At 68.9% G+C, this 26,454-nt stretch carries 26 protein-coding genes, 1 tRNA gene and 1 riboswitch; of the genes, 13 read left to right on the top strand and 14 right to left on the bottom strand.

The genetic code is table 11. From position 1 onward, the window contains the following. Positions 1 to 3: 3 nt before the first annotated feature. The 6 genes from ABU113_RS09765 to ABU113_RS09740 all read right to left on the bottom strand — a co-directional run bounded on the left by ABU113_RS09765 (position 4) and on the right by ABU113_RS09740 (position 3,617). Positions 4 to 417, bottom strand: coding sequence for a MucR family transcriptional regulator (locus tag ABU113_RS09765; protein WP_454559324.1), 414 nt, complete (start codon positions 415 to 417; stop codon positions 4 to 6). Positions 418 to 568: 151 nt separating this feature from the next. Then, on the bottom strand, positions 569 to 1,030 hold the full coding sequence (locus ABU113_RS09760) for a GNAT family N-acetyltransferase (protein WP_454559323.1): 462 nt from the start codon (positions 1,028 to 1,030) through the stop codon (positions 569 to 571). Between the two features lie 42 nt (positions 1,031 to 1,072). Beyond that, a complete protein-coding gene (gene tsaB / locus ABU113_RS09755; protein WP_454559322.1) occupies positions 1,073 to 1,735 on the bottom strand; it encodes a tRNA (adenosine(37)-N6)-threonylcarbamoyltransferase complex dimerization subunit type 1 TsaB in 663 nt (220 codons plus the stop codon). Between the two features lie 11 nt (positions 1,736 to 1,746). Continuing rightward, on the bottom strand, positions 1,747 to 2,340 hold the full coding sequence (locus tag ABU113_RS09750; RefSeq protein WP_454559321.1) for a malonic semialdehyde reductase: 594 nt from the start codon (positions 2,338 to 2,340) through the stop codon (positions 1,747 to 1,749). Positions 2,341 to 2,411: 71 nt separating this feature from the next. Beyond that, positions 2,412 to 2,975: a NifU family protein gene (locus ABU113_RS09745; protein ID WP_454559320.1), complete on the bottom strand. Its 564-nt coding sequence runs from the start codon at positions 2,973 to 2,975 to the stop codon at positions 2,412 to 2,414. A gap of 117 nt (positions 2,976 to 3,092) precedes the next feature. Continuing rightward, a complete protein-coding gene (locus ABU113_RS09740) occupies positions 3,093 to 3,617 on the bottom strand; it encodes an SH3 domain-containing protein (protein ID WP_454559319.1) in 525 nt (174 codons plus the stop codon). Between the two features lie 154 nt (positions 3,618 to 3,771). On the opposite strand from ABU113_RS09740, the gene ABU113_RS09735 reads away from it, so the two are divergent. Together ABU113_RS09735 and ABU113_RS09730 are read left to right on the top strand one after the other, a co-directional pair. Continuing rightward, a complete protein-coding gene (locus ABU113_RS09735; RefSeq protein ID WP_454559318.1) occupies positions 3,772 to 4,758 on the top strand; it encodes a 2-hydroxyacid dehydrogenase in 987 nt (328 codons plus the stop codon). Between the two features lie 232 nt (positions 4,759 to 4,990). After that, positions 4,991 to 5,599 carry a response regulator transcription factor gene (locus ABU113_RS09730; protein ID WP_454559317.1) on the top strand — a complete coding sequence of 203 codons (609 nt, stop codon included), beginning with the start codon at positions 4,991 to 4,993 and terminating at the stop codon, positions 5,597 to 5,599. 7 nt (positions 5,600 to 5,606) lie between these two features. Here the strand turns inward: ABU113_RS09730 and hisD are convergent, their stop codons facing one another. After that, entirely contained in the window at positions 5,607 to 6,902 is a 1,296-nt protein-coding gene (gene hisD, locus ABU113_RS09725; RefSeq protein WP_454559316.1) for a histidinol dehydrogenase, read from the bottom strand. Beyond that, positions 6,886 to 7,563, bottom strand: a complete 678-nt coding sequence (hisG, locus tag ABU113_RS09720) for an ATP phosphoribosyltransferase (RefSeq protein WP_454559315.1) — start codon at positions 7,561 to 7,563, stop codon at positions 6,886 to 6,888. Before hisG ends, hisD begins: the two co-directional genes overlap by 17 nt. Before the next feature lie 184 nt (positions 7,564 to 7,747). On the opposite strand from hisG, the gene infA reads away from it, so the two are divergent. The 5 genes from infA to ABU113_RS09695 all read left to right on the top strand — a co-directional run bounded on the left by infA (position 7,748) and on the right by ABU113_RS09695 (position 10,025). Next, positions 7,748 to 7,966: a translation initiation factor IF-1 gene (gene infA, locus ABU113_RS09715; protein ID WP_454559314.1), complete on the top strand. Its 219-nt coding sequence runs from the start codon at positions 7,748 to 7,750 to the stop codon at positions 7,964 to 7,966. A gap of 8 nt (positions 7,967 to 7,974) precedes the next feature. Beyond that, positions 7,975 to 8,574: a Maf family protein gene (locus ABU113_RS09710; protein ID WP_454559313.1), complete on the top strand. Its 600-nt coding sequence runs from the start codon at positions 7,975 to 7,977 to the stop codon at positions 8,572 to 8,574. After that, positions 8,571 to 9,614 carry a ribonuclease E/G gene (locus ABU113_RS09705; protein ID WP_454559312.1) on the top strand — a complete coding sequence of 348 codons (1,044 nt, stop codon included), beginning with the start codon at positions 8,571 to 8,573 and terminating at the stop codon, positions 9,612 to 9,614. The genes ABU113_RS09710 and ABU113_RS09705 overlap by 4 nt, the downstream gene beginning before the upstream one ends. Further along, positions 9,598 to 9,843, top strand: coding sequence for a DNA gyrase inhibitor YacG (locus tag ABU113_RS09700; protein ID WP_454559311.1), 246 nt, complete (start codon positions 9,598 to 9,600; stop codon positions 9,841 to 9,843). Before ABU113_RS09705 ends, ABU113_RS09700 begins: the two co-directional genes overlap by 17 nt. Positions 9,844 to 9,949: 106 nt before the next feature. Then, positions 9,950 to 10,025 (top strand) — tRNA-Phe (locus tag ABU113_RS09695). 49 nt (positions 10,026 to 10,074) lie between these two features. Here the strand turns inward: ABU113_RS09695 and ABU113_RS09690 are convergent. From ABU113_RS09690 to ABU113_RS09670, 5 genes are all read right to left on the bottom strand, one after another. After that, positions 10,075 to 13,566: a class I SAM-dependent DNA methyltransferase gene (locus tag ABU113_RS09690; protein ID WP_454559310.1), complete on the bottom strand. Its 3,492-nt coding sequence runs from the start codon at positions 13,564 to 13,566 to the stop codon at positions 10,075 to 10,077. 55 nt (positions 13,567 to 13,621) lie between these two features. Beyond that, positions 13,622 to 14,542 carry a homoserine O-succinyltransferase gene (locus ABU113_RS09685; RefSeq protein ID WP_454559309.1) on the bottom strand — a complete coding sequence of 307 codons (921 nt, stop codon included), beginning with the start codon at positions 14,540 to 14,542 and terminating at the stop codon, positions 13,622 to 13,624. Between the two features lie 40 nt (positions 14,543 to 14,582). Next, positions 14,583 to 14,691, bottom strand: a riboswitch (SAM-I-IV-variant riboswitch). A 5-nt stretch (positions 14,692 to 14,696) separates the two neighbouring features. Beyond that, positions 14,697 to 16,166 (bottom strand): PepSY-associated TM helix domain-containing protein, encoded by a 1,470-nt coding sequence (locus ABU113_RS09680; protein ID WP_454559308.1) that lies wholly within the window; start codon positions 16,164 to 16,166, stop codon positions 14,697 to 14,699. A 32-nt stretch (positions 16,167 to 16,198) separates the two neighbouring features. Continuing rightward, positions 16,199 to 18,271 carry a TonB-dependent receptor gene (locus tag ABU113_RS09675; RefSeq protein ID WP_454559307.1) on the bottom strand — a complete coding sequence of 691 codons (2,073 nt, stop codon included), beginning with the start codon at positions 18,269 to 18,271 and terminating at the stop codon, positions 16,199 to 16,201. A 138-nt stretch (positions 18,272 to 18,409) separates the two neighbouring features. Further along, positions 18,410 to 18,823: a hypothetical protein gene (locus ABU113_RS09670; protein WP_454559306.1), complete on the bottom strand. Its 414-nt coding sequence runs from the start codon at positions 18,821 to 18,823 to the stop codon at positions 18,410 to 18,412. Between the two features lie 180 nt (positions 18,824 to 19,003). Between ABU113_RS09670 and ABU113_RS09665 the strand changes: the two genes are divergently transcribed. Together ABU113_RS09665 and ABU113_RS09660 are read left to right on the top strand one after the other, a co-directional pair. After that, on the top strand, positions 19,004 to 19,639 hold the full coding sequence (locus tag ABU113_RS09665; RefSeq protein WP_454559305.1) for a phosphoribosyltransferase: 636 nt from the start codon (positions 19,004 to 19,006) through the stop codon (positions 19,637 to 19,639). 136 nt (positions 19,640 to 19,775) lie between these two features. Continuing rightward, positions 19,776 to 20,255, top strand: a complete 480-nt coding sequence (locus ABU113_RS09660; protein WP_454559304.1) for a thermonuclease family protein — start codon at positions 19,776 to 19,778, stop codon at positions 20,253 to 20,255. A gap of 12 nt (positions 20,256 to 20,267) precedes the next feature. On the opposite strand, the gene ABU113_RS09655 is transcribed toward ABU113_RS09660, so the two are convergent. Next, positions 20,268 to 20,954: a helix-turn-helix domain-containing protein gene (locus ABU113_RS09655; RefSeq protein WP_454559303.1), complete on the bottom strand. Its 687-nt coding sequence runs from the start codon at positions 20,952 to 20,954 to the stop codon at positions 20,268 to 20,270. 257 nt (positions 20,955 to 21,211) lie between these two features. Between ABU113_RS09655 and ABU113_RS09650 the strand changes: the two genes are divergently transcribed. The 4 genes from ABU113_RS09650 (at position 21,212) to ppsA (ending at position 26,412) form a co-directional block, all read left to right on the top strand. After that, entirely contained in the window at positions 21,212 to 22,735 is a 1,524-nt protein-coding gene (locus ABU113_RS09650; RefSeq protein WP_454559302.1) for a sensor histidine kinase, read from the top strand. Further along, positions 22,725 to 23,375 carry a response regulator FixJ gene (fixJ, locus tag ABU113_RS09645; protein ID WP_454559301.1) on the top strand — a complete coding sequence of 217 codons (651 nt, stop codon included), beginning with the start codon at positions 22,725 to 22,727 and terminating at the stop codon, positions 23,373 to 23,375. Before ABU113_RS09650 ends, fixJ begins: the two co-directional genes overlap by 11 nt. A 179-nt stretch (positions 23,376 to 23,554) precedes the next feature. After that, positions 23,555 to 23,947, top strand: coding sequence for a response regulator transcription factor (locus ABU113_RS09640; RefSeq protein ID WP_454559300.1), 393 nt, complete (start codon positions 23,555 to 23,557; stop codon positions 23,945 to 23,947). Positions 23,948 to 23,991: 44 nt separating this feature from the next. Further along, a complete protein-coding gene (ppsA, locus tag ABU113_RS09635; RefSeq protein ID WP_454559299.1) occupies positions 23,992 to 26,412 on the top strand; it encodes a phosphoenolpyruvate synthase in 2,421 nt (806 codons plus the stop codon). Positions 26,413 to 26,454: the final 42 nt, after the last annotated feature.

Here is a 26,454-nt window from a genome sequence, read left to right as displayed (position 1 = left end):
GGCTCAACGCTTCTTGCGCCGGGTTCCAAGCCCGATCTTTTTGGCCAGTTGCCGGCGCTGATTGGCATAGTTGGGGGCGACCATCGGATAGTCGGCGGGCAGGTTCCACTTGGCGCGGTACTGTTCCGGCGTCATGTTGTAATGCGTCATCAGGTGGCGTTTCAGCATCTTCAGCTTTTTGCCGTCCTCAAGGCAGATGATGTACTCCGGCTTGATGGACGAGCGAATGGAGACAGCGGGTTCCTGCTTCGCCTCGACCTTGACCGGCGCACCACCCAGACGGGACAGGGCGTTATAGACATTCTCAATTAGGTTCGGCAGGTCGGAAACCGCCACCGTATTGTTGGCGACATGCGAAGAAACGATATCCGCCGTCAATGTCAGCAAATCGGCACCGTCCTTGAATTCTTCGCTCATGATTCATGTCCTTGCTTGTTTCTCGGTCGAGAAAGAAAGTCGTTGAAATCGCAATGTAGTCCCTATTTGCGTATTTTCCATGGCCAGACAAGCCAATTACCCAGAATCCATAGAAAAACTGCCCTCGACGCGGAGATCGCCGATCAACCGTTCAATTTGAACGCCGCATGGTCAGGGCATCCTGCCGGGCACCGTCGGCCGCGCGATAATAGCCGGGCCGGCGACCCACAACTTCAAAGCCGCGCGATGAATAGAGTGCAATCGCCGCGGCATTACTTTCCCGCACCTCCAGAAACACCTGAAGGGCGCCTGCCGCGGCGGCATCGGCCAGCATGCGATCAAGCAACACGCCTCCGAGGCCGGACCGGCGCCGGTCCGGCCGGACACCGATGAGCAGCAATTCCGCCTCGTCGCTGATCTGGCGGGCAATGGTGAAACCCACCGGCGCGGACTTCACGGGGACCGCGGACAGCGGGTCGGCGGCCTCGGCGCAGGTGGCCCAGGTGCCGGGCATCGCCAGCGTGGGCGCCACCTGGCCGGACGCCCACCCCTCCCCGAGGCCGGGATCGAAAGCCGCGAGAATCAGCTGCTCGGCGATGTCGGCCTCCGCCATGGACAGCCTTCGCAATCGCACCGTCATCGTCATGCCCGCCGGTCAGGCTGCCGGCACGGCCATCGGCCGGGCGTCATGAGGACGAATGTACAGCGCCCTGGGTGCCAGCGCGGCCGAGGCGTACGGCGCCAGGCGCGCGATCCACCCCGCGTCGGTCCATTCAGGCGGCAGCACCGTCAGAGCGGGCAGGGCGGCCGCCACCAGCGCGGCGCCTGAACCGGCCACCGCCGGACAACGCTCCGCCACCGCCCAGTCGGCCGCCACCTCGGGGGCCAGAACCCGCGGCGCGGCGAGCGCCGTCAGTCCGCCGTCGTTCCGGGCGAACGGCTGGGCGTAGACCTGCCCCCGGCTGGCATCAATGGCGGCCATCAAGGAAGCCGGGTCAGGCGAGGCGGCGAAGGCCGCCGCGGCCGTCGCCATGAGGCTGGAAACGCCAACACAGCGGGCCTGCCAGGCCAGTGCCAGCGCCCGTGCCGCCGCCAGTCCGACACGAATGCCGGTGAAGCTGCCGGGCCCAACCGCCACCGCCACGGTGTTGATGGCGCCGCGCGCGGCCGGATGGGCATCAAGCAGGGTGGCGATCATCAGGGGCAGTCGTTCGGCGTGACCGCGATGCACCAGCTCGAACATCGCCTCGACCTGCCGCGACCCGTCAAGCAGGGAGACGGAGCAGCCGGAAAGCGCGGTGTCGATGCCCAGGATCATGCCACCGGACGTCAGACGATGGCACAGGCGTCATTGAACGACAGCCGCGGGCTGCGTTCGTACAGCTCCTCCGTCGATCCGTGCCCCAGCGCGCAGATAAAGTTGGACTTGACGGTAGTCCCGGCGAAAAAGGCCGCATCCACCTTGGCATGGTCAAAGCCCGACATCGGGCCGCAATCCAGCCCGAGCGCACGGGCGGCGATCATCAGATAGGCCCCCTGCAGGCTCGAATTGCGCAGCGCCGTGACATAGGCCACCTCGGCATTGTGGGCAAACCAGTCGCGGGCGCCGGGATTATGCGGGAACAGCTGGGGAATCTTGTCATAGAACTCGGTGTCATAGCCAATGATCGCCGTCACCGGCGCCTGGCGGACCTTGATCGCATTGGTGCTGCTGACGCATCCGGCCAGTTTTTCCCGCGCCTCGGGGCTCGACACGAAGACGAAGCGGGCCGGCGAGCAGTTGGCGGACGTCGGGCCCATCCGCAGCAGGTCGTAAAGCGCCTGGATCTGTACCGGCGACACTGGCGTTTCCTGCCAGCGATTATACGACCGGGCCTGCCGGAAAATGGTGTCGAGGTCGCGATCGCTCAAAATATCGCCCATACGCTGTGCTCCATCACTGACGGAAGTTCCGATGGCGCCAGGTATCGCGGCATGGGCCAGTCAAGTAAAGCTCAGATCGCCCGCACTTCCGTGACTTCGGGCACATAATGCTTGAGCAGGGTCTCGATGCCGTTCTTCAGCGTCATCGTCGAGGATGGACAACCGGAACAGGCGCCCTGCATGTGCAGATAGACCACGCCGTCGCGGAAGCCCTGATAGGTGATGTCACCACCGTCCTGCGCCACCGCCGGCCGCACCCGGGTATCCAGCAACTCGCGAATCTGCAGCACGATGTCGGCATCCGCCGGATCGTCACTGTCCGCGGCAGCCGCCGCGCCGCCGGCCGGTGTCGTCATGAGGGGGGCGCCACTGGTGAAGTGCTGCATGATGAGGCCGAGAATCTGCGGCTTCAGCCCCTGCCAGTCGGGATTGTCGCTGCCGCAGGTCACGCTGATGAAGTCGGCGCCAAAAAACACCCCCGTCACATCGTCGAGCGCGAACAGCGCCGATGCCAGCGGTGATGCCACAGCCGCCTCGGCAGAGACGAAATCGGCGGTACCATTCGTCAGCACCGGCTGACCGGGCAGAAACTTCAACGTCGCCGGATTGGGCGTGCGCTCAGTCTGGATGAACATCGGACCTGCCTCTCCTGGTCAGCTCGACAGCGGCGGACTGTGTTGGCGCTGATGTGGCCGCGCCGGCGCCTGGCGTCAAGTCAATGTCGGACGGAAACGGTCCGGCATTGACTTCGATCAATCGAAATTCTCATCCGGGTAACTGCCCCAGAACTCCTCGCGGCGAATCCAGCCGCTCTTGCCGCCGATGTTGAGCTGGCACCAGGGCCCCTCGCACAACACGATGCGGGCAACGACGCCGGGTTCCACCCGCCAGACCCCGGGCGCGCCGTCGTCGGGCCGGACCCGCAGCAGCCGTGTCTGGCCGACGACGATGGCGCCGCGCTCACCGGAGAGCAGATGCCCGTTGACCCAGCCCTGCACCCCCTCGACGTCGCGGATGCGCCGCCAGATGCCGTACTCCTGCAACACCTCCACCGGCATGCCGCGGCGCCGGTAGACCCACTCGACAGGATATTTTCGATCCGGCCCCGCCCGCATGTTGACCTCATTGGCCCCCAGCGCGACGAACCGCGGAATCGGCTGGCCGCTGGGTCCGGTCGTCCCCGGCGCCGCGCTCGCGGCATCGGCCGCTGTCAGCAGCGCCGTCACCAGAAGCGCCAGCCGGAGCGCTGGCGTGAACCGGTCGCGTCGTTCGGACATGTCTCACCCTCATCGCCACTGTCTTGCGGGGCCGCCGCCTGGCACGACCGCCCCATGCCTGAGCGCCCCGCCCGCCATGACCGGGGCCTTGACCGTCACGCCGCACACGGCGATAGCATGGCGCTCGATCCCGTGTTTGGAGAGACGAGCCGTCATGGTCAAGAAGCGTCCCAAGGTGTTTGTCACCCGCCGCCTGCCGGAAGCGGTGGAAACCCGCATGGCCGAACTGTTCGACGTCACGCTCAATCTCGATGACACGCCGCTCGACCGGAGCACCCTGGCGACCGCCATGACCGAGTATGACGTGCTGGTGACGACACTGACCGATGATGTCGACGCCAGCCTCATCGCCCATTCCGGCCCGCAGTTGAAGCTGATCGCCAATTTCGGCAACGGGGTCGACCATATCGACCTCAAGGCCGCACGCGCGCACGAGATCATTGTCACCAACACGCCCGGCGTGCTGACCGACGACACCGCCGACATGACCATGGCGCTCATCCTCTCCGTGCCGCGCCGTCTGTCGGAAGGCGAGCGTGTGCTGCGGGAGGGCCGCTGGCAGGGCTGGTCACCGACCATGCTGCTGGGCCACCGCATTCACGGCAAGCGGCTGGGTATTGTCGGCATGGGCCGCATCGGCCAGGCCGTGGCCCAGCGGGCGCGGGCCTTCGGCATGGCGATCCACTACCATAACCGCCGTCGCCTGCCCGAAGCGGTGGAGCGCACCGTCGAGGCCACCTACTGGCCCCGCCTGGAAGCAATGCTGAGCCGGGTCGATATCGTGTCGATCAACTGCCCGCTGACACCGGAGACCAACAAGCTCATCAACGACGAGCGGTTGCGGCTGATGCAGCGGCACGCCTACCTGATCAACACCGCGCGCGGCGAGATTGTCGACGAGACGGCGCTGGTGGCGGCGCTTGAGCGCGGCGGCATCGCCGGCGCCGGGCTCGACGTGTTCGAGCAGGAGCCCGCCATTCATCCCAGGCTGCTCGATCTGCCCAACGCCATGCTGCTGCCGCACATGAGTTCAGCGACCATCGAAGGCCGGCTGGCGATGGGCGAAAAGGTGATCATGAACATCCGCGTCTGGGCCGATGGCCACCGCCCGCCCGACCAGGTGCTGGAAGGCTGGGCCTGACACCAGCCAGCCCGCACCACCAGGACGATCCGCCGCCCACCGCCGCCGGGGCGCCACTGGTCGTGTGCCGCCGGGCCGCTACTTTACAACCATGAAAAATTGATCCTTCCTCCCCCTGTCCTTGCCGTACTATCGACCTAGATCAACTCAGAATGGTTGCGTTAGGCGTAATGTCAGGTGGCGCGGTGGGGGCTCCGCGTCGGCCAGCCGTTGGAAAGGCGGGGGACAAGCTATGAACGAGAGCCAGAGATTCCAGTCCGCATGTGAGGATCTGGCCACCAACGCGCGCTTCGTGGTGGTCTCGGCCGACTGGCTGGTACGCGAGGCGGTGGCCCGCCTGCTCGGGGCGGTGTTCGCGCCGGCCATTGTCGACACCGTGGCCAGCATGCCCGTCCGAGGATCGGGGGCGCCGGCCATCGCCGGCATGATCGCGATCCGGCCGGCCTCCGATGGCATCAGCCACACATTGCTGCTGGCCGCGCCGGACGTCGGGGCGACATCGGCGCCGGCCACCGACGGATCACCCGTCCTCTCCGGCTGGCGTGACGAGCCCGGCACCATCGTCGCCGCGGTGGCGGACCTGCTGCGCGCCGACCGCGGCATGGCGGTCCACCATGGCAACAGCCGCCGGACCCTGACCCGCCGGCAGCTGGAAGTCGTCTCGCTGATTGCCCGTGGCAAGCCGAACGCCGAGATCGCCTCGACGCTCGGCATGTCCGAGAACACCGTGCGCATCCACGTCTCGGCCATTCTCAAGACGCTGGGACTGGCCAATCGCACACAGGCGGCCTTATGGGCGATGAACAATCTGTCGATTGGTGGTCATAACAGTCACACCTGACGCACGATCAGCCGTCAGCCAGCCGTACCGCCACCGACAGCGCGTGTGCCGCCAGGCCCTCGGCATTGGCCAGCGCCACCGCCGCCGGCCCGATGGCGGCCAGCCCCCGCGGGCTGACCTGCAGATAGGTGGTCCGCTTCATGAAATCGGTCACCGACAGGCCGGAGGAGAAGCGCGCCCGCCGCCCGGTGGGCAGCACGTGGTTGGGGCCGCCGACATAGTCGCCGATCGCCTCCGGCGTCAGCCGGCCGAGGAACACCGAGCCGGCGTGACGGACCTGCTCCAGCAGCCGCTCCGGCGCGTCGACGGACAGCGCCAGATGCTCCGGCGCCAGCCGATCGATCAGCACTGGCGCCTGCGCCAGATCGTCGACCAGGATGATGGCGCCAAAGCGCTCCCAGCTCGCGCGAGCGACGTCGCCGGTGGCCAATGTCGCCAGCGTGGTGTCAACCGCCGCGACCACGGCGTCGGCAAAGGCCGCGTCGTCGGTGATCAGGATCGCCTGGGCGGTGAGATCGTGCTCGGCCTGGCTCAGCAGGTCGGCGGCGACGTGGCACGGGTCGCTGGCGGCATCGGCGACCACCAGGATTTCCGAAGGCCCGGCGATCATGTCGATGCCGACCTGGCCGAACACCTGGCGCTTGGCCTCCGCCACATAGGCATTGCCGGGGCCGACGATCTTGTCCACCGGCGCGATGGTCGTCGTGCCGTGCGCCAGCGCCGCCACCGCCTGGGCGCCACCGACCCGGTAGATCTCGTCGACGCCGGCCAGTTCGGCCGCCGCCAGCACCAGCGGATTGATGCGTCCGTCGGGGGTCGGCGTCACCATCACCAGCCGGTCGACGCCGGCGACCTTGGCGGGAATCGCGTTCATCAGCACCGAGGAGGGGTAGGAGGCCAGCCCGCCCGGCACATAGAGGCCCACGGCGTCGATCGGCCGCCAGCGATAGCCGGAGATGGTGCCGGTGTCGTCGGTCACCCGCTTGTCCTCCGGCCGCTGGGCGGCGTGGAAGTCGCGGATACGCGTCGCCGCCAGTTCCAGCGCCGCCAGCACGCCGGCATCGCAGGCGCCGCGCGCGGCGGTGATCTCGGCGGCCGGAATGCGCAGGCCGTCGGCCGCGACATCGATGCGGTCGAAGCGGCGGGTGTAGTCCGTCAGCGCCGCGTCGCCGCGATCGCGCACGGCGGCGATGACATCGGCGACCACGGCGCGCACGTCGGTCGCCGCCTCGCGGCGGTCGTTGACCAGTGCATCGAAGGCGGCGGCGAACCCGGCCGCGCGGGCGTCAAGCCGCAGCGGCATTGTTGCGTTCCTCGACCAGCAGCCGGAAGCGTTCGACCCAGGGCATCAGTTCCTGACCGCGGGTCTTGTAGGCGGCGCGGTTGACGATCAGGCGCGAGCTGATCTCGGCGATCACCTCCACCTCGGCCAGGCCGTTCTCGACCAGCGTGCGGCCGGTCGACACCAGATCGACGATGCGCCGACACAGCCCCAGCGACGGCGCCAGCTCCATGGCGCCGTTGAGCTTGATGCACTCCGCCTGCACGCCGCGCGCGGCGAAGTGGCGGCGGGTGATGCCGGGGTATTTGGTGGCGATGCGCACATGGCTCCAGCTCTTGGGGTCGTCGTGCGCGGTGAGTTCCACCGGCTCGGCCACCGACAGCCGGCACCTGCCGATGCCCAGATCAACCGGCGCATAGATCTCGGCGTAGTCGAACTCCATCAGCACGTCGTTGCCGGCGACACCGATATGAGCGGCGCCGAAAGCGACGAAGGTCGCGACGTCGAAGGAACGGACGCGGATGATCGACAGCCCCGGCACGTTGGTCGAAAAGCGCAGCGCCCGGCTGGACTCGTCGGTGAAGGCCGCCTCGGGATGAATGCCGACGGCGTGCAGCATCGGCATCACTTCCTTGAGGATGCGTCCCTTGGGCAATGCCATCACGATGCCGTCGTTCACCATGGTCCTGATAATCCTGCGCTGACCGAGTCGGCGCCTACATAGGGATTTGCAGCGCCGCCGTCCATGCGGCGATCGCACATCCCATCCGCATTGCCGGCATGCGCGCCTGCGCATAATTCTTGCTTTTGCCGCGCCAATGGCCCATCTGAACCGCCAATTTCCGTCAGATAGCCGAGACGAGCGCATGGCTAAAGAAGAACTGATCGAGATGAAAGGCGTGGTGGTCGAGCTGCTCCCCAACGCCATGTTTCGCGTAAAGCTGGAAAACGGACACGAAGTGCTGGGCCACACGGCCGGCAAGATGCGCAAGAACCGTATCCGCGTGCTGGTGGGCGACGAGGTCCAGGTGGAACTCACGCCCTACGACCTGACCAAGGGTCGCATCACCTACCGCTTCAAATAACCCCGGCCGTGACCGCCCCATCGCCCTCCGGCGCACCGGCGCTGATTCTCGCCTCCGCCAGCCCGCGCCGGCGCGACCTGCTGGCACAGATCGGCGTCACGCCCGCCGGCGTCGCGCCCGCCGATCTCGACGAGACCGCCCGCCGGGGCGAGCTGCCGCGCCCGCACGCCGAGCGGCTGGCCCGCGACAAGGCCCGGGCGGTCGCCGCGTGTCACCCCGGCGCGGTGGTGCTGGCGGCCGACACCGTGGTCGCCTGCGGCCGGCGCATCCTGCCCAAGGCCGACGATGCCGCCACCGCCCGGCGCTGCCTGGACCTGCTGTCCGGCCGGCGCCACCGCGTCATCACCGCCGTCGCCGTAATCGACGCGCAGGGCCGCGAGCGCACCCGCACCGTCGAGACCGTCGTCACCGTCAAGCGGCTGGAACCGGCCGAGATCGACGCCTACCTCGCCAGCGGCGAGTGGCAGGGCAAGGCTGGCGGCTATGCCATCCAGGGCCGCTTCGCCGGCCTGGTGCGCCACCTCAACGGCAGCTACACCGGCGTCGTCGGCCTGCCGCTGCACGAGACCCGCGCCCTGCTGCTGGCCGCCGGCCTGACCCTGCCATGACCCGGCCCGGCGCCGACGCGCCCACCGGCTGGCTGGTGGAGCCCGGCATCGGCGAGACCCGCGCCGCCCTGGTCGCCGACGACCGGCTGCTGGCGTTGCGGCTGCTGCGCGATGCCGACCCGGTGCAGCCGGGCGCGCTGTTCGGCGCCCGCCTGCGCGAGCGGGTCGGCCCCAACCGCGCCCGCGTCGACCTCGGCGACGGCCTCGACGCGCTGATCCAGCCCTGCCCGGCGCTGCCGGAAGGCGCGCTGCTGGCCGTCGAGGTCAGCCGGGCGAGCCTGCCCGAACCCGGCCGGCGGAAACCGGCCCAGGTGCGCGCCCGCCCCGACCTGACGCCGGCCGCCCCCGGCCTGATCGCCGCCGCGCCTGACCTTGCCACCGCCACCCTGTGGGACGGCCTGCCAGTGCGTCGCGTCGCCCGCCTGCCCGAGGCACTGGGCGTCGACGAGGCGCTGGAGGCGGGCATTACCGGCGCCGTGCCGTTTGCCGGCGGCCAGCTGTGGCTGGAGCGCACCCGCGCCGGGCTGGTCATCGACGTCGACGGCAGCGGCCCGGCCGACGCGCTCAATGTCGCCGCCGCCCACGCCATCGCCGGCGCCTTGCGGCTCTATGACATCGGCGGCCCGGTGATGATCGACTTTCTCGGCAGCAATAGCCGCGCCGGACGGCAGGCGGTGGCCGAGGCGTTCGACGCCGCCAGCGCCGCCGACCCCCGCCCCTGCGAACGCACCGCCATCAACGGCTTCGGGCTGATGCAGGTGATCCGCCCGCGCCCGCGCGCCTCGGTGATCGACCAGCTGTGCGGCACCCGGCGGGCGGCGGCGAGCGACGAGACGCTGGCGCTCGCCCTGCTGCGCGCGGCGGCGCGCGCCGAGGGCGCCGGCGCCTGCCGGCTGGTCTGCCCGCCGGCGGTGGCGGCCTGGCTGGAGGCGCGGCCGGCGCTGACGCAAATGCTCGCCCGCCAGCGCGGTGCGGCCGTCTCGGTGGTGGCGGCGGCCGACGCCAGCGGCTATGGCTATGCCCATGTCTCGCCGCTCTGACCCGCCCGCCCCACCCGCATCCGCCACCGCCCGCGCCACCGGCGTGCTCGGCCGCTGCCCGCTGTGCGGCAAGCCGGCCCAGGCCGCCTTCCAGCCGTTCTGCTCGGCCGGCTGCCGCGACCGCGACCTGCTGAAATGGCTGAACGAGGATTACCGCGTGCCCGCCGGCCCCGCCGACGAGGATGGCGACGACCGCAGCAGCGCCTCACGCGACGACGACGGCTACTGAGCACCGCTCTTGCCGGGCATGATAAAAAAGAGCGACGAAAAAAGACCGACATGGCCGCTGGACAAGGCGGATCGGGATCGTCTATAGACCCGCGTCCCAACGGTGCGCCCAGGTAGCTCAGTTGGTAGAGCAAGGGATTGAAAATCCCTGTGTCGGCGGTTCGATTCCGTCCCTGGGCACCACTCGCGCGCCGCGCGACCCGTTTTCCCATCCGATTAAAGCGCGCCGGCCTCAGGCGGCGTAGCGGCCGTCGCCGAGCCGCCGGGCCATGCCGATGCCGGCCAGCGCGTCGAGCACCGGGCGCACCGAGGCGGCGCGCTTGCCCTTGAAGGCGCGGGCGACGTCCTGCGGGGCGAGCGGCGCGGGCGCGGCACGCAGCAGGGCCTGCACGGCGCTGACCTGCTCGGGCAGCGAGCCGGGCCAGGGCAGGACGTTGTCGGGCACCGGCGTCGCGGCATCGCCGAGATCGAGCGTCTGGGTGACCGGCGCCGCATAGTCGGGCGCCTGGAATTCAGGCCGCAGCCAGCGGACCAGGCCCCTGGCTTCCTCGGCGGCGCGGTCCCGGTTCAGCGCCACCAGGCGGGTGAGGATGTCCTCGTCCGCCAGATCGCCCCTGTTCCAGTCATCAGCCCAGCCATAGGCCTCGGCCACCAGGGCATCGATGGCGTCGTGGTGCTGGCGGATCAGGGTGACGAGGCCGCGATCATGGATGTCGCGCTCGGCCCCGGTCAGCGCGCGGCCTTCCCGCAAGGCCTCCAGCACGTTGTAGAGCCTGGTCAGGGTCAGGTCGTCGTGTTGCGCCAGCACCCGCTTGCGCAAGCCGTCGAGCGCCTCGGCCTCGGCGCGGATGCGGTCCTTGAGCGGTTCGGCGACATCGGCGGGGAAGGGGAAGGGATCGAAGCATTCACTGTTATTGTAGTTGGGGTCATCGCCCATGCCGAGCCGAGCACCCCACGCCAGTATCCATTGAAGATGGAAATGGCTCGACAGCACACCAAGCGTAAAAGCATCGTCATCAGCGATTGCGACCAGTCTGCTTTCCGGAATGACGCTGAGGTCCATGAATACAAATGATCGCTGCCGCTGTGTGCGGACCGTGGCGATGTAGCGGTTCACGCCCCGCAGGGCCTTGCGCAGTTCGGAGCGTTGCTCGCCGAACAGCCACCAGTTGTCCCGGTAGCTGGCCCGGTTGTTGTGATCCCGATGAGGCTTCACGGTGGCCAGCACATGCTGATAGACCGCCGGGTAGCGGTCGCGCACCTGCGCTTCCGACAGGCCGTAGAGGTCGATCACCCTGAGCCCGCGCGGCCGCGCGGCGAGATCGCGGCCGTTGCGATAGTCGAAGATCACGGTGTCGCCATCATCGGTGCCGGTGCGGATGCGGGTGGCGGCGGCACCGGGGCCGAGCACGGCGGCCTGTTCCGCGGTGACGATGAACCCATCGCCATGCAGTTTCACGCCTTGATGTGCCAGCCCTCTATTCGCCTTCAGCGCCACGGTGGCCGTGACATCGGCGCCGATCCGCAGGTTGGCGCTGATCTGGCCGACCCTCTCGGTATAAACGAGATGGTCCGGCGCCCGGCTTTCATCCGCCACCGTCCACAGTTGGCCCTCGCGCTTGCCCTTCTCGGCGACCGTCATGGCGATGCGCACCGCCGCGCCATCCTTGCCGTCGACCCAGGGATGGTTGGGAATGGCGAACAAGATTGCTACACTATCCTTGGCGTCGAGATGCCGCGCCACCACCCGACGACTGAATGTCTGGGTGATCGAATTGGTGGTGACGAAGCCGAAGCGCCGGGTGCCGCCGGCGCGCACGGCGGTGGCCGCCTTGTCCCACCAGTGCATGACGAAGTCGGCGCTCTCGGGCACGTCGGTGGTGGCGAACAGCGCCTCGAAATAGCCGTCGCCCAGCCGGTCGCGCACGTCCTTGCCGCCAATGAACGGCGGGTTGCCGACGATGAAGTCCGCCTTGGGCCACGTGGCGGCGCGCGGCTTCACATAGCGCCAGACCTCGACCCGCGCGTCTTCATCGGGCACCGGCTTGCCGGTGACGGGATGCGGCTTCATGGTCTCGCCGTCCCAGCGGCTGACCGGCCTGCCGGCCGCGTCCCGCTCCAGCACCCTGTCGTCAAAGGCGATCAGCGCGTCGCGGTTCTCGATGGTGCGCACGTCGCGCAGGATCGGCTCCGGCGGGGCGCGGTCGGCGCCGTGCACGCGGAAGTGCCATTGCAGGTAGCCGATCCACAGCACCAGCTGGGCGATGGCGGCGGCGCGCGGGTTGATCTCGATCCCCAGGAAGTTTTCCGGGGTGATGGTGTGGCCGGTGAGTTCGGCGACATATTGATCATGACCCAGCTCGATCAGCAGATCGAGCACTTCGCCCTCCAGCTCCTTCATGCGCGCCATGGCGACATAAAGGAAGTTGCCGGTGCCGCAGGCGGGATCGAGCACCTTCGTTTGCGCCAGCCGGGTGTGGAAGGCCTCGACATGGGCGCGCGCCTCGGCCGCCTTGCCGTCGGCGATCAGGGTGGTGGCGGCGGCGCGCACGCCGTCCCAGTCGGCGCGCAGCGGCTCCATGATGGCGGGGCCGATCAGCCGCTCGACATAGGCGCGCGGGGTATAATGCGCGCCGAGCTTGGCGCGTTCCCTGGGGTTCAGCGCGCGTTCCAGCAGGGTGCCGAAGATCGCCGGCTCCACCTCGGTCCAGAGGTGCTCGCCAGCCTGGATCAGCACCTCCAGCTCCCGCGCGTCGAGCGGGATCGCCGTGCGGTCCTTGAACAGATAGCCGTTGAACTGCTTCAGCGGCACGCCCAGCGCGGGCGAGAACGCGCCCTTGTCCATCGCCGCCCACAGCGCGGAAAGCTGGTGTTCCAGATGCTCCGGGTGGGCACGCTGGTTCTTCAGCAGCGTGGTGAAGCTCTTTTCCGGGATCAGCCCGCTGTCCTCGGCGAACAGGGTGAACAGCACCCGCATGAGGAAGCCGCTGGTGGTCTCGGCGTTGTAGCCGCGCTGCTCGATCCGCCGGGCGACGGTCGCCAGCAGGTCGGCGATATCGCGGGTGACGCGCGCGGCGCGGGCGGTGGGGTCGAGACTTTTCGGATCGGTCCAGATCGCCCGCAGCCGGTCGCGGACATCCTGGTGCCGCAGGTCTTCCAGCATGATCCGGTAGCGTGCCCGGTCGGGGAACTGGGCGTAGGCCTTCCCGGTCCCGGTGAAGTCGGCATAGACCTCGATGCAGTAGCCGATGTCGGCGACCAGCAGGAACGGCGGCCAGCCATGGTCAACGGGAAGCGCCTTGGCGTAGCGCTCGGCCTGGCCCCTGGCCTGAACCATTGCCTGGGCCCAGCCCGCCGTGCCGCGCCGGGCGGTGCCGCGCTTGAGGCGGGCGCTGGCGGTCTGGCCGAACAGGTCGAGATCGTCCTCGCCCCTGTCGGCCGCCGCGCGGTCGGCCTCGCTGCCCTGCTTGGCCTCCAGGATGAAGGCGTCGCGCTTGTAGCAGTCGATGCGGCCGAAGCTCCGCGTGCCGTCGCCATTGTCCTGGAACACCCGGCGCTCGAACACATAATCGTTGTGGCTGTCGTTCACGCGGCTGCCGGCCGGCGGCTCGACACCCAGCAACCGGCACAGGCCGTTGATGAAGCTCTGCGTGTTGGCGAGTTCCGAACCGCCGGTATCCCGCCAGTCGGCGATGAATTGCTCGATGTCGTCAGCAGCCCCCATAGGTTGTCCGATAGAGCATAGTCACGACCTCAAAGCAACGCGTGCCGCGCCGCCCTCAGCCCCGGCCGATGGCGGCGAGGTCGAACGGGGTCGACTGGTACATCTCGTTGATCCAGTTGCCGAACAGCAGGTGGGCATGGCTGCGCCAGCTGTTCACCGGCGGCAGTGCGGGATCATCACCGGGGAAATAGTGCGCCGGCACCGGCGTCGCCGGGTCGGCGGCCGCGTCGCGGGCATATTCGTTGGCCAGCGTCTGGCTGTCGTATTCCAGATGGTTGAACATGTGCAGCGCGTGGTGGGCGGGGTCGGCGACCAGGCACAGGCCGCTGACCTCGCTGTCCGCCAGCACCTCCAGGCCGTGGCCGGCCGGCAGGTCGGCGGCGCGCACCTCCGACCAGCGGGAGACCGGCACCGCGAAACCGTCCGACAGGCCGCGCATGTAGGGCGAGGTCGGCACCCGCACCCGGTGGGGATAGACGCCCGAGGCCTTGGCCGGCAGCATGTGCTTGGGCACGCCATGGAAGTGGTAGAGCGCCGCCTGGGCCGCCCAGCAGATGTTGAACAGCCGGTGGACGTGGGTCTGGGTCCAGTCGAGGATGCCGGTCAGCTCCGGCCAGTAGCGCACCTCCTCATAGTCCATGCGCTCCACCGGCGCGCCGGTGATGATGAAGCCGTCGAAGCGCTCGTCGCGCACCTGGTCCCACGGCCGGTAGAAGGCCTCCAGATGATCCTCCGCCGTGTTGCGCGAGACGTGGCTGGCCAGCCGCACCAGCGTCAGCTCCAGCTGCAGCGGCGTGGCGCCGATCAGGCGGGCGATCTGGGTCTCGGTGCTCGGCTTGTCGGGCATCAGGTTGAGCAGGCCGATCCGCAGCGGCCGGATGTCCTGGCGCACCGCATCGGTCTCGCGCATCACCATCACGCCCTCGGCGTCGAGAATCCGGGTCGCCGGCAGGTCGTCGGGGATCTTGATGGGCATGGGCGTCCTTTCCGTACACGGGACAGACGCTCAACCGTGGCTTGGTCCGTTTGGTTGCCGGCTTGGGCCACATCCTCCCCGGGGGAAGTGCCACCTTGCCCGGTACGGCAGGTTGGCGTTGGGCGTCGTCCCAACTCTTGATGCAGCCCCGTATCTAGTGCCTCCCGCCCGGCCTGACAATGGGCTCGTGCGCTCCCCGGCCGAGCCAGCGCGCCAGCCGGGGCGCCAGCGCCATCACCAGCCGGTCGAGCAGCCAGACCAGCAGCAGCGAGGCGCCGACCAGCGGCAGCAGCACCGCCAGCACGGCGATGGTCCACACCAGCGGTCGGGGCAGCCGGTCGGTCGGCGCGACGTCCGGCGCGCCCAGTCGCGCCGACGGCCGGCGGCGCCACCACAGGATCAGCCCGGCGATGACCGTGCCGATGAGGACGAGGCAGACCAGCAGCCCGGCGATCTGGTTGGCAAGGCCGTACTGCCGGCCGACATGGGTCTCGACACCCCACTCGATCACCCGCGCCACCGGGCTGTAGCGACCCCAGCCGATGTCGTCGATCAGCTGTCCGCTGGCGGGGTCGACATAGAGGGTGCGCTGACCCTCGGCCTTGTCCGGCACATAGCTGATGGTGAACACGCCGGCCGGGCCATCGGGATAGAAGATGCGGATGCCGGGGCCGAAGCGGTCGACGGGCAGGCGGGCCAGCAGCGCCTCCGCCGCCGCGATGCCACCCGCGCCGTGGTGGCCATGCGCGTCATCATGACCGCCGATGCCGGCGGGTCGCGGGCTCTGGCGCACCACCCAGGGCAGCCTGGCGGCTTCGGCGTCATGGCTGGCGGGGTGACCACCATGTCCGGCGGGCGCAAGGGAGGCCGCGTCCGGTCCGGCCGACGGCGCCGCCGGCCGGCTGGCGGTGAAGTTGGGCGACGGCGCGATGAACGGCAGCTGCTGGCCCAGGGCGGCGAACTGCACGCCCCAGAACGCCGACCACGGCAGGCCGGAGAGGATCAGGAAAGCCACCAGCAGGGCATTGGCCGCCGACGGAATGGCGTGCAGGTCGCGCCATAGCCGCCGGCCGCTTGTGCCCAGGCGCGGCCAGAGCACGCCGCGCGCCTTCCACCGCCTGGGCCACCACAGCACGAGGCCGGTCACCAGCATCACCAGCGTCCAGCAGGCGGTCAGCTCGACGAGGTGACTGCCAATGTTGCCCATCAGCAGGTTGCCGTGCAGGTCGCGGGCGATGGTGGTGGGCTGCCAGGCGGGGTCGACATCGCCAAGCACCCGGGCGTTGTAGGGATCGACGAACACCAGCCGGCCGCGCCCCTGGGCATCGCGCAGGAACCAGCGCGCGGCCTCGTCGGGCGCCTCCGGCAGACGGACCCGGCCGATGCTGGCACCGGGATAAGCGGCCACCAGCGCCGCCTCCTGGGTTGCCAGCGGCAGGGCCACGGCCCCGACGGCGACCCGTTGCAGGTCGCGGTTCCACCAGCCGTCGATCTCCCGGTCGAACAGGTAGATCGCGCCGGTGAGACTGAGCAGCAGCAGCACCGGCGCGCACAGCAGACCGGCGTAGAAATGCCAGCGCCAGACCGCGCGGTAGGTGGTGGGCTGTCGTGTCGTCGAGGCCATGGTATCCTCTCCTGTCAGTGCTCGGACGCCGCTTACCAGCGGGCGCCCAGGCGCAGGCTGACCGCGCGCGGGTCACCCGGCATCACCGCGAAGGCATTGCCGGAGGCGGTGAAGTAGCGTTCGTCGAACAGGTTGGTCGCCACCAGATCGAGGCTGAAGCGGCCGATCTGGTAGCCGGCGCCGATGTCCGCCAGCACGTAGGATGGCAGACGGACATCGCTGCCGTTCACCAGCAGGCGATTGCTGACATAGTTGAAGCCGCCACGCAGGGTCAGGCTAGTGCCCGGCACCGTGTAGGCGGTGCGCGCATTGACGCTGTGGGCCGGCACGTCGCCCAGGCGTTTGCCCTGATCGCCGTCGTTGCTGCGCACGATCTTCGAGTCGAGATAGGCATAGCCGCCCGTCAGCGACCAGCCGTCGGTCGGCTGCCATTCGCCCTCGATCTCGACGCCACGCACCCGCTGCTTGCCGACGTTGATGCTGTAGTCGGGATTGTCGGGATCGGTGGTGAGCGCGTTGGTACGCCTGATCTCGAACAGCGCGATGCTGCCGCGCACCGCCCCCAGCGTCAGCCGCACGCCGACCTCCGCCTGGCTCGACGTCTCCGGCTTCAGCGGGTCGCCGCTGGCCGAGCGGGCGGCCGCCGAGGATTCAACGTCAAAGCCGGTGTTGTAGCCGGCATAGACGGACACGGCGCCGGTCAGCCGATAGGTGCTGCCCAGCTGCCAGATGGTGGTGCTGGTGCTGGCCTGGTCGGTGGCCGGCTGGCCCATGCTGCCGTTCCGGGCGTCGATCCAGCTGTGGCGGATGGCGCCAATGACGTTCCAGCGGTCGGTGAGGTCGATCTGGTCCTGCAGGTAGAGCGCCTCGCCATCGAGGTTGTAGTAGTTGTCGAAGGCAAAGGTCGCCGCCGGCGCCGTGCCGGCATAGGCATAGACCGGCGCCAGCACGCTGATCGCGGTCACGTTGGTGAGGTTCGACTGGGTGAAGCGGCCGCGCTCCCGGTCGATCTCGACGCCTGCCAGCAGTTTGTGGGTAATCGGTCCGGTCTGCACCCGGCCGGCGAGATCGAGCTGGCCGATATAATATTCGTCGTTTTCCTCGCCGATGCGGCCGTTGCGGCTGATGGTCGTCAGGTCGGCCTGGGCCGCGCGCAGCCGGATCTGGGTGAAGGCGGTGTTGAACTCCTGGTACTGGAAGCGCGGGGTCAGCGTCCAGTTGTCACCCAGTTTGACGTCGACCCACAGCTGCACCAGCGGCGCATCGGCCTTCATGTGGTCGACCGACGGCTCGCCCAGATAGAGCCCGCGTGGCAACCCGCCAACCCCGTTGTCCTGCACGGTGCCCGCGACCGGCAGGCCCGGATTGCGGCTGGTGCGACGCTCGACATACTCGGTCACCAGGTTGGCGGTCACCGTGTCGGTGGGCGCATAGCGCAGGCTGAAGCCAAGGTTGTCGCGGTCCAGATCCTGCGTGTCGACAAAGGTGCCGGAACGCTCGATCTCGCCGGTCACCCGCACGCTCAGGCCCGGCGCCAGGCTGCCGGTGATGTCGGCGCTGACCAGCTTCAGCTGGTCGCTGCCGGCCGTCAACGCCACCGCGGCGGCAAAGTCATCCTGGGGTCGCTTGGTGATGATGCTGACGATACCACCCACCGCCGACTGGCCATAGAGCACGCCGGACGGGCCCTTGAGCACCTCGACCCGCGCGATGTTGCTGAGCGCGGAGGCGTCGACATCCTCATAATAACGCTGGCGGATGCCGTTGCGCATCTGGTCGGCCATGTAGCCGCGCACCTTGAGGCTGAACGACTGATAGGCGCCAACGCGCGAATAGCCGGCATTGGCGCTTGGAACGCCGCGCAGCAGGTCGCCGATCGAGCGGGCGCCATCGTCGATGATCTCCTGGGCGGTGATCACCTGGATGCTCTGGGGCACCTTGGCGATGGGGATGCCGGACTTCTCGCCGAAGTCGCCTTCCAGCTTGGTGCCGGTAACGACAATGGTCTCCAGCCGGTCACCGGCGGCGGCATGGGCGGGTGTGATGGTGGCGACGGCGGCGGCCGTCGTGAGGGTGGCAAGGGTAAGGGGGTTGAACTGGGTCATGATGTCTCTTCTGAACAGGTAAGGCCACTGGCGGCCGCGCGCACGGCATGGCGGCGCGACCGCAACGGCCGGAAGCGGTGTGGGGGTCGAGAACGCGGGGTACCCGGCCCGTCGGGGCGACGGCGCGGGGCGTGGCGCTCAGATCAGCGAGGGGGGTGGACCGGTGGCCGGCGGCGGCGGCGCGGCGAGTCCGGTGCCGATACCGACACCGGACGTGGCGACGCCCGGCGCGACCGCCATCGGCGGCACGACAGGCAGCGACGCCTCGACCAGAAGGGCGGGCGCCAGGAGTCCGGCGAAGGCGCAGGGCGCGTCGTGCTTGGCGCGACTGTCGTCACCAGGCTCGCCAGTGCCGGAGGACGCGACAGTGTCGGGATCGACCAGCTGGCCGTGGGCATCAACCAGCACCTCGACCGGGCCGCGACCGGAACACAAGGTGACGGTCAGTGCGCCGGCCGGCGTTGCCGCCACCATCAGGCCTGAAGGCAACAACGCCCGGATCAGCAGCGCGCACAACACCAGCGCCAGCCGCCAGGCCTGCGCGCGTGGCATCCCTTCGCGTGTGATCCCCCCGTTCATCAAATCGGCCTATATCAGTTCAGAATCGGTCCGTCATGCGTCGTCGCGCCGCAGGCGCGATGGCCTATCCCCGGTGCCGACGGGGGCCGCTTCGCCTGGCTGCCGGTTCCCGCTATACTGCCGCCATCACGCCAACGGACACGGGGGGCGGTGATGTTTCATGATCGTAGGGACGCCGGCGAACGGCTGGCGACAAGGCTGACAGGTTACCGCGACGTCCGCCCGCTGGTGCTGGCGCTGCCGCGCGGTGGCGTGCCGGTGGCGGTGCCCGTTGCCCGCGCACTCGCCGCCCCGCTCGATCTGCTGCTGGTGCGCAAGATCGGCGTCCCCTGGCACCCGGAGCTGGCGATGGGGGCGGTGGTCGATGGCGCCCGCCCGCAGGTGGTATGGAACCCGACGGTGATGACACAGGCGGCGTTGACGTCCGCCGAGCGGGAACCACTGGTGGCGCGGGAGCTGGCGGAACTGGAGCGCCGGCGGCAGGTCTATCGCGGCGCCCGGACGCCCCCGGCGATTGGCGGCCGCACCGTCATTGTCGTCGACGACGGTATCGCCACCGGCACCACCATGCGGGCGGCGCTGGAGGCCCTGCGACGCCAGATGCCGGCGGCTCTCGTGCTGGCGGTGCCGGTGGCCGCCGCCGAGGCGCTGGCCCTGCTGCGCCCGCTGGTGGATGACGTCGTCTGCCTGGAAACGCCGCGCGATTTCCTGGGCGTCTCCCAGGTCTATGATAGCTTCCCCCAGCTCACCGATGCCGAGGTGACGGCGCTGCTGGCAGCGTTCGGGTAGCGGTCACCAAGGAGGAGACTCAGCCGACCAGCGCGCCAGTTTACCTCATCCTTAACCTCGCACCGGGCAGTGTCCCGTCGTGATGACCCGCGTTCTCGGGAACGCTGTCAGGCAACGATGAGGAGGCGCCCGGACGATGGCTTTCCGGCAACGAGATTGGCAACGAGCACTGCCGACGTGGAACGAAGCCCGTCTGGTGCTGCTGGCTGGCTTGCTGGGCGGCCTTTCCCTGCTCAAGCTACTCGATGACGAGGCCAGCTCTGGCCCTACCCGCACAGCGGTAACGCCGCCCGGCGATCTCACCTGCAGCCGGCCGAGGGTGATTGACGGCGATACGATCAACTGCGGTTCACGGCGCGTTCGCCTTGCCGGCATCGACGCACCGGAAATGCCGGGCCATTGCCGTCCGGGCCGCCAGTGCACGCCCGGTGATCCCGATGCGTCACGCCGGCATCTCGACCGTCTGGTGGTGGCACCACTCAGTTGCACCACTGTCGACACCGACGTCTATGGCCGGACGGTGGCGCGCTGCACCACGGCTCGCGGTATCGACCTGTCCTGCGCCATGATCGACTCGGGACATGCCGTCGCGCGATACGGCCCGTTATACTGTTGAACGCCGCGCGGCTCAGCCGACCAGCGCGCGCAGGGCACCCCGGCTCAGCACCTCGACATGCCGCGAGGTGCGCAAGGCGATGGTGCCGGCCTTGTCGAACTGGCTTAGCGTCCGCGACACCGTCTCGATGGTGAGGCCGAGATAGTCGGCGATGTCGTTGCGCGACATCGGCAACGCCACATGCGCGCCACTGCCCAGCCGTCCCTGCAGATCGAGCAGGAAGGCCGCCACCCGTTCATGCGCGCACTGACGGCCCAGCAGCAACATGTGGGCCCGTGCCGCCTCCAGCTGACCCGCCGCCATCACCCACAGCCGCCGCGCCACCTCGGCGTCGCGCTCGGCGAGGCCGTTGAGCGTGCGGCGCTTGGCCACCGCCAGCACGGAGTCGCAGACCGCCTCGGCCGTGAGAGAATAATTCTCGCCCAGTTCGAGGCCGAACACATCGCCCGGCAACAGGAAGGCGCAGATCTGGCGACGGCCATCCTGGGTGATCTTGTAGGTCCGCACCGCGCCGCTGACGACGGCATAAAGATGGTCCGCAGGCTCACCCTCGCCGAAGACCTCGGTATCGCGCGCCGTCATCGAGCACACGCCCATCAGCCGGATACCGGCGAACGACACCTCGCCGACGCCGCCATGGCGATCCGGGATCATCGGCATGACCGGCCGGGCGGCGATGCTGTGAACATGCTGCAACATGATGGCTTCCCTGTATGAACCGTGCTTGTTGTCGCAAGACTTAGGGGTATCCGCCGGCACGGGAAATTCCGCTCATTCCCCTAAGGGAAACCCCGTAGGCCGCGAGCGCGCGCCGGCGCGCCAGGCGATGCGCCGCATTCGCTGCCGCGCCCCGTTGCTTGGCAAGATTCCATGAATACTATAACAGTCCGAATTGCGTTTCGTCCGGCGTCTGCAACCGCCGGGGCCAACGGCCGGACCAGCGGCGACGGGGGGACATGACCAGCTTAGCAGACACCCGCCCCGCCTCCGGCGCCCTTCCGTCACCTTCGGCGCGCCCGTCCAGGGCGCTCCTGCGCTACGGCGTCACGACGATGGCGATCGCGGCCGGAGTCGCCGCCTGGGGTCTGCTCGCCCCCTACATGCCCTCGCAGGCCGCCTACCTGTTCTTCACGCCGGCACTGGTGATCGCCGCCGCGCTGGGCGGCATCGGCCACGTGGTGCTGGCGATCGCGCTCGGGCTGGCGTTCGGGGGCGCGAGCAGCATCAAGGGCGCCCCGCCGGACTGGCACGACGGCCTGGCGGCGCTCGCCTTCGTGGTCACCGGCGCGGTGGCGGCATGGTGCGGCGCCCGGCTGGCCGAGGCCCGCGCCGAAGCCGAGGCCAACACCCGCGATCTGCTGACCCGTGAGGCTCACCTGCGCTCGATTCTCGCCACCATCCCCGAGGCGATGGTGGTCATCGACGAACAGGGCATCATCCAGTCGTTCAGCACCACCGCCGAGCGGCTGTTCGGCTACACCGCCGACGAGGCGATCGGCCGCAATGTCAGCATCCTGATGCCCGTACCCGACCGCGACCGCCACGACTCCTATCTTGCCCGTTACATCGCCACCAGCGAACGGCGGATCATCGGCATCGGCCGGGTGGTGATCGGCGAACGGCGCGACGGTTCCACCTTTCCGATGGAGCTGGCGGTGGGGGAGATGAAGTCGGGCGAGCGGCGCTTCTTCACCGGCTTCATCCGCGACCTTTCCGAACGGCAGGAAACCGAGGCGCGGCTGCAGGAGCTGCAATCGGAACTGATCCACATGTCGCGGCTGACCGCCATGGGCCAGATGGCCTCGACACTGGCCCACGAGGTCAACCAGCCGCTGTCCGCCATCGCCAACTACCTCAAGGGGTCGCGCCGGCTGCTGGAACATGAGCAAGGCGAGCAGGCGACCATCCTGCGCGAGGCGATCGACCATGCCGCCGACCAGGCGCTGCGGGCCGGCCAGATCATCCGCCGGCTGCGCGAATTCGTGGCGCGCGGGGAGAGTGACCGGCGGATCGAAAGCCTGTCCAAGCTGATCCAGGAGGCCAGTGCCCTGGCGCTGGTGGGTGCCAAGGAACATGGCGTGCAGGTACGCTTCCAGCTTGATGCCCGGCTCGATACCGTGCTGGCGGACCGGGTGCAGATCCAGCAGGTGCTGCTCAACCTGATGCGCAACGCGCTGGAGGCGATGGAGAATGCGCCGCGCCGAGAACTGATGATCCGTGCCGGCGCCCATGGCGATGACATGGTGGCGATTTCGGTGATCGACAGCGGCGAGGGCCTGGCCGTCGATGTCGCCGAGCAGCTGTTCCAGCCCTTTGTCACCACCAAGCGACAGGGCATGGGGGTCGGGCTTTCCATATCCCGCACCATCATCGAGGCCCATGGCGGCCAGATCTGGGCGACGCCGGCGCCGGCCGGCGGCACCACCTTCACCTTTACCCTGCGTGTCGTGAACGAGAAGGAACTGGACGATGTCGAATGACGCCGCCGACGCTGCCCTGGTGCATGTGATCGACGACGACCAGGCCGTCCGCGACTCGCTGGCCTTCCTGCTGCGCACCGCCGGACTGGCCTGCCGCCTCTACCCCTCGGCCAGCCATTTCCTCGATACGCTGGACGAGGTTGGCGGCGGCTGTGTCATTACCGACGTGCGGATGCCGGAAGTGGACGGCCTGGAACTGCTGCGCCAACTCCAGGGGCGCGGCTTCCTGCTGCCGGTGATCGTCATCACCGGTCACGGTGACGTGCCGCTGGCGGTGTCGGCGATGAAGGCCGGCGCCGCTGATTTCATTGAAAAGCCGTTCGATGACGACCTGCTGCTGTCGGCGGTACGCAACGCGCTCAACCGGCAGGAGCGCCTCAGCCGGCAGGACGCGGCGCGCGCCGAGGTGCAGGCCAAGCTCGCCGGCCTGTCGACGCGCGAGCAGCAGGTGTTGCGCGGGCTGGTGCTCGGTCAGCCGAACAAGATCATCGCCTTCGACCTCGGCATCAGTCCGCGCACGGTGGAAATCTACCGCGCCAACGTGATGACCAAGATGCAGGCCGGCAGCCTGTCCGATCTGGTGCGCATGGCGATGGCCGTCGACCTGCTGCAGGACGCCGCCTCGCCCGACCTGTCCTGACCATTGAACGGCCCTGACCATTGAACGGCCCTGACCATCGGCCCGGACGCCCCTTCCCGGCCTGCGCCGAAGCAGCGCCGTGATTGCGCCATGTCAACACCCGCCGGCGCGGTTCATGCTTTGCTGTGACCTTGATGGAATCGGCATCGCGACGGCGTGGATCGAGTTGGTTGATGAACATGGATGGTCTCCCCCGCCACAAGTCAGTGGTTTATGTCGTCGACGACGACAGCGCGGTGCGGGACTCGCTAAAGTTCTCGCTGGAGCTTGAGGGCTATCGCGTCGTCACCTGCGCCGGGGGCGCCGAGATGCTGGCCGTGCCCGCGCTCGCCGCCGAGGGATGCCTGGTGCTCGACTATCACCTGCATGACATGAACGGGCTGGATTTGCTCGAAATCCTCCGCACCCGTCACGTTGCGCTGCCGGCCATCCTCGTCACCTCGCACCCGCAGGTCGCCGTGCGTCGTCGTGCCGAGGCCAAGGGCGTGCCCATCGTCGAGAAGCCGTTGCTCGGCAATGCCCTGATGGACTGCATCCAGCGGGCGATGACCACGCCGCAACCCGCCGCCTGAACCGGACCCGCGCCACGACAGGCCAGACCCGCAAAGGACACCCCGTGCCCCAGACCTCGACCGCCGACACGACCGCCGTCCTGCCGTTCAGCGCCATCGGACTGGGTGACGTCGCGCGGGTAGGCGGCAAGACCGCCTCGCTGGGTGAGCTGCGCCGCCTGCTCGGCGATGGCGCGATTCCGGTTCCCGACGGCTTCGCGGTGACCGCGGACGCCTACCGCGCCTTCATCGCCGCCAACGACCTGGCGCCCCGACTGGCGGCGCTGATGGCCGGCGCCCGCAAGGACGATCTGGCTGACTTCGCCCGTCGGGCGGCGGCCGCCCGGGCGCTCATCGAAGGCGGTGTGTTTCCGCCGCCGATGGCCGGCGCCATCCGGAAGGCCTATGCCGGGCTGGACGACGCGGGCGGCGCGGCGGTGGTGGCGATCCGCTCCAGCGCCACCGCCGAGGACCTGCCGGGCGCCTCCTTTGCCGGCCAGCACGACTCCTACCTCGACATCGTCGGTCCCGAGGCCGTGCTGGCGGCGGTGCGCCGCTGCTTCGCCTCGCTGTACACCGACCGGGCGATCTCCTACCGGCTCGACAGGGGATTCGCCCACGAGCAGGTGGCACTGTCGGTGGCGGTGCAGCGGATGGTCGACGCCGACCACGGCGCGTCAGGCGTGCTGTTCACCCTCGACCCCGAAACCGGCTTTCGCGACGTGGTGCTGGTCACCGGCGTCTATGGCCTGGGCGAGACCATCGTCCAGGGCCGGGTCGAGCCGGATGAGTTCCTGATCCACAAGCCCGGCCTGACGGCGGGCTTCCGGGCGCTGATCCGTCGCCGGCGTGGCGCCAAGGCGCTGCGGATGATCCGCGCCCGGCGGTCGGGGGGGGAGGCCACGCGTACCGTCAGCGTGCCACTGGCACAACGCCGTCAGTTCTGCATCAGTGACGACGAGGCGCTGGCGCTGGCGCGGGTCGGCGTCGCCATCGAGCAGCATTACAGCGCGTTTCACGGTCAGCCGACGCCGATGGACATCGAGTGGGCCCGCGATGGCGTCAACGGCGGCCTGTTCATCGTCCAGGCACGCCCGGAGACCGTCCACGCGCTGACCGCGCAGACCCGCTTCACCCGCTTTCATCTGCGCGGGAAAGGGCCGCTGCTGACCAGCGGCCAGGCGGTTGGCGAGGGCATCGCCAGCGGCCCGGCCAGGCGGCTGGCCAGTGCCGCGGACCTGCCGCACGTCCGGCCCGGCGACGTCATCGTCGCGTCAACCACCGCGCCCGACTGGGAACCGGTGATGAAAACCGCCGCCGCCATCGTCACCGAACATGGCGGGCGCACCTGCCATGCCGCCATCATCGCCCGCGAACTCGGCGTACCCGCCGTGGTCGGCGCGGCGGGGGCGCTCGCCCGGCTGGCCGACGGCGCCGATGTCACCGTGTCCTGCGCCGAGGGCGAGACCGGCCGTATCTACGCCGGCCGGCTGGCCTTCGACACCGAGGAAATCGCCATCGATCCCGATGCCGCGCACCAGCTGCCGACCCGCATCATGCTCAATCTCGGCAACCCCGACCAGGCCTTCCGCCTCAGCGCGCTGCCGGTGGACGGCGTCGGGCTGGCGCGCATCGAGTTCATCATCTCCGAGAGCATCCGCGCCCATCCGATGGCACTGTTGCAGCCGGAACGAGTCATCGGCAAGACCGAGCGGCGGGCGCTGGCGCGGCTGACCGCCGACCATGCCGACGGCGCGGCGTTCTTCGTCGACCGGCTCGCCGAGGGCATCGCGCGTATCGCCGCTGCCTTTTACCCCCGGCCGGTGATCGTGCGCACCTCCGATTTCAAGTCGAACGAGTATGCCGCCCTGCTCGGCGGGCGGGCCTTCGAGCTGGACGAGGCCAACCCGATGATCGGCTTTCGCGGCGCCGCCCGTTACGCCCACCCCGCCTACCGCCCGGCGTTCGATCTTGAGTGCCAGGCTTTGAAGCGGGTGCGCGACGACATGGGGCTCGGCAACGTGAAGGTGATGATCCCGTTCTGCCGGCGACTGGCGGAGGCGGACGCGACGCTGGCCATCATGGCCGCCAATGGCCTTGAGCGCGGCATCAACGGTCTGGAAATCTACGTGATGAGCGAAATCCCCGCCAATGTCGTGCTGGTGGATGAGTTCGCCCGCCGTTTCGACGGCTTCTCGATCGGCTCCAACGACCTCACCCAGCTGACGCTGGGCGTCGACCGCGACTCCGATATCCTGCGGGCCAGCTTCGACGAGCGCGACCCGGCGGTGACGGCGCTGATCGCCCAGGCGATCGCTGGCGCCCACCGCAACGGGCGCCCGTGCGGCATCTGCGGCCAGGCGCCCTCCGACCACCCGGATGTCGCCGACTGGCTGGTGGAACAGGGGATCGATTCCATCAGTCTCAACCCCGACAGCGTGCTGAAGACCATCGCCCGGCTGGCGGCGCGGTCGTCCGGCGGATGATTGATCCGGATCAACGCCAGCCCGCGCCCCCTTGCGTTGGGT

The organism is Parapedomonas caeni (assembly GCF_041060555.1).
Classification (GTDB): domain Bacteria; phylum Pseudomonadota; class Alphaproteobacteria; order Sphingomonadales; family Sphingomonadaceae; genus CAUJIW01.
Note: the sequence above shows the minus strand (reverse complement) of the source record. Positions and strands in the feature narration are given on the sequence as shown.

What these genes read in the sequence shown, in the direction of transcription:
- ABU113_RS09765 (WP_454559324.1), bottom strand. Translation starts at nt 417, where the DNA reads ATGAGCGAAGAATTCAAGGACGGTGCCGATTTGCTGACATTGACGGCG.
- ABU113_RS09760 (WP_454559323.1), bottom strand. Translation starts at nt 1,030, where the DNA reads ATGGCGGAGGCCGACATCGCCGAGCAGCTGATTCTCGCGGCTTTCGAT.
- tsaB (WP_454559322.1), bottom strand. Translation starts at nt 1,735, where the DNA reads ATGATCCTGGGCATCGACACCGCGCTTTCCGGCTGCTCCGTCTCCCTG.
- ABU113_RS09750 (WP_454559321.1), bottom strand. Translation starts at nt 2,340, where the DNA reads ATGGGCGATATTTTGAGCGATCGCGACCTCGACACCATTTTCCGGCAG.
- ABU113_RS09745 (WP_454559320.1), bottom strand. Translation starts at nt 2,975, where the DNA reads ATGTTCATCCAGACTGAGCGCACGCCCAATCCGGCGACGTTGAAGTTT.
- ABU113_RS09740 (WP_454559319.1), bottom strand. Translation starts at nt 3,617, where the DNA reads ATGTCCGAACGACGCGACCGGTTCACGCCAGCGCTCCGGCTGGCGCTT.
- ABU113_RS09735 (WP_454559318.1), top strand. Translation starts at nt 3,772, where the DNA reads ATGGTCAAGAAGCGTCCCAAGGTGTTTGTCACCCGCCGCCTGCCGGAA.
- ABU113_RS09730 (WP_454559317.1), top strand. Translation starts at nt 4,991, where the DNA reads ATGAACGAGAGCCAGAGATTCCAGTCCGCATGTGAGGATCTGGCCACC.
- hisD (WP_454559316.1), bottom strand. Translation starts at nt 6,902, where the DNA reads ATGCCGCTGCGGCTTGACGCCCGCGCGGCCGGGTTCGCCGCCGCCTTC.
- hisG (WP_454559315.1), bottom strand. Translation starts at nt 7,563, where the DNA reads ATGGTGAACGACGGCATCGTGATGGCATTGCCCAAGGGACGCATCCTC.
- infA (WP_454559314.1), top strand. Translation starts at nt 7,748, where the DNA reads ATGGCTAAAGAAGAACTGATCGAGATGAAAGGCGTGGTGGTCGAGCTG.
- ABU113_RS09705 (WP_454559312.1), top strand. Translation starts at nt 8,571, where the DNA reads ATGACCCGGCCCGGCGCCGACGCGCCCACCGGCTGGCTGGTGGAGCCC.
- ABU113_RS09700 (WP_454559311.1), top strand. Translation starts at nt 9,598, where the DNA reads ATGTCTCGCCGCTCTGACCCGCCCGCCCCACCCGCATCCGCCACCGCC.
- ABU113_RS09690 (WP_454559310.1), bottom strand. Translation starts at nt 13,566, where the DNA reads ATGGGGGCTGCTGACGACATCGAGCAATTCATCGCCGACTGGCGGGAT.
- ABU113_RS09685 (WP_454559309.1), bottom strand. Translation starts at nt 14,542, where the DNA reads ATGCCCATCAAGATCCCCGACGACCTGCCGGCGACCCGGATTCTCGAC.
- ABU113_RS09680 (WP_454559308.1), bottom strand. Translation starts at nt 16,166, where the DNA reads ATGGCCTCGACGACACGACAGCCCACCACCTACCGCGCGGTCTGGCGC.
- ABU113_RS09675 (WP_454559307.1), bottom strand. Translation starts at nt 18,271, where the DNA reads ATGACCCAGTTCAACCCCCTTACCCTTGCCACCCTCACGACGGCCGCC.
- ABU113_RS09670 (WP_454559306.1), bottom strand. Translation starts at nt 18,823, where the DNA reads ATGCCACGCGCGCAGGCCTGGCGGCTGGCGCTGGTGTTGTGCGCGCTG.
- ABU113_RS09665 (WP_454559305.1), top strand. Translation starts at nt 19,004, where the DNA reads ATGTTTCATGATCGTAGGGACGCCGGCGAACGGCTGGCGACAAGGCTG.
- ABU113_RS09660 (WP_454559304.1), top strand. Translation starts at nt 19,776, where the DNA reads ATGGCTTTCCGGCAACGAGATTGGCAACGAGCACTGCCGACGTGGAAC.
- ABU113_RS09655 (WP_454559303.1), bottom strand. Translation starts at nt 20,954, where the DNA reads ATGTTGCAGCATGTTCACAGCATCGCCGCCCGGCCGGTCATGCCGATG.
- ABU113_RS09650 (WP_454559302.1), top strand. Translation starts at nt 21,212, where the DNA reads ATGACCAGCTTAGCAGACACCCGCCCCGCCTCCGGCGCCCTTCCGTCA.
- fixJ (WP_454559301.1), top strand. Translation starts at nt 22,725, where the DNA reads ATGTCGAATGACGCCGCCGACGCTGCCCTGGTGCATGTGATCGACGAC.
- ABU113_RS09640 (WP_454559300.1), top strand. Translation starts at nt 23,555, where the DNA reads ATGGATGGTCTCCCCCGCCACAAGTCAGTGGTTTATGTCGTCGACGAC.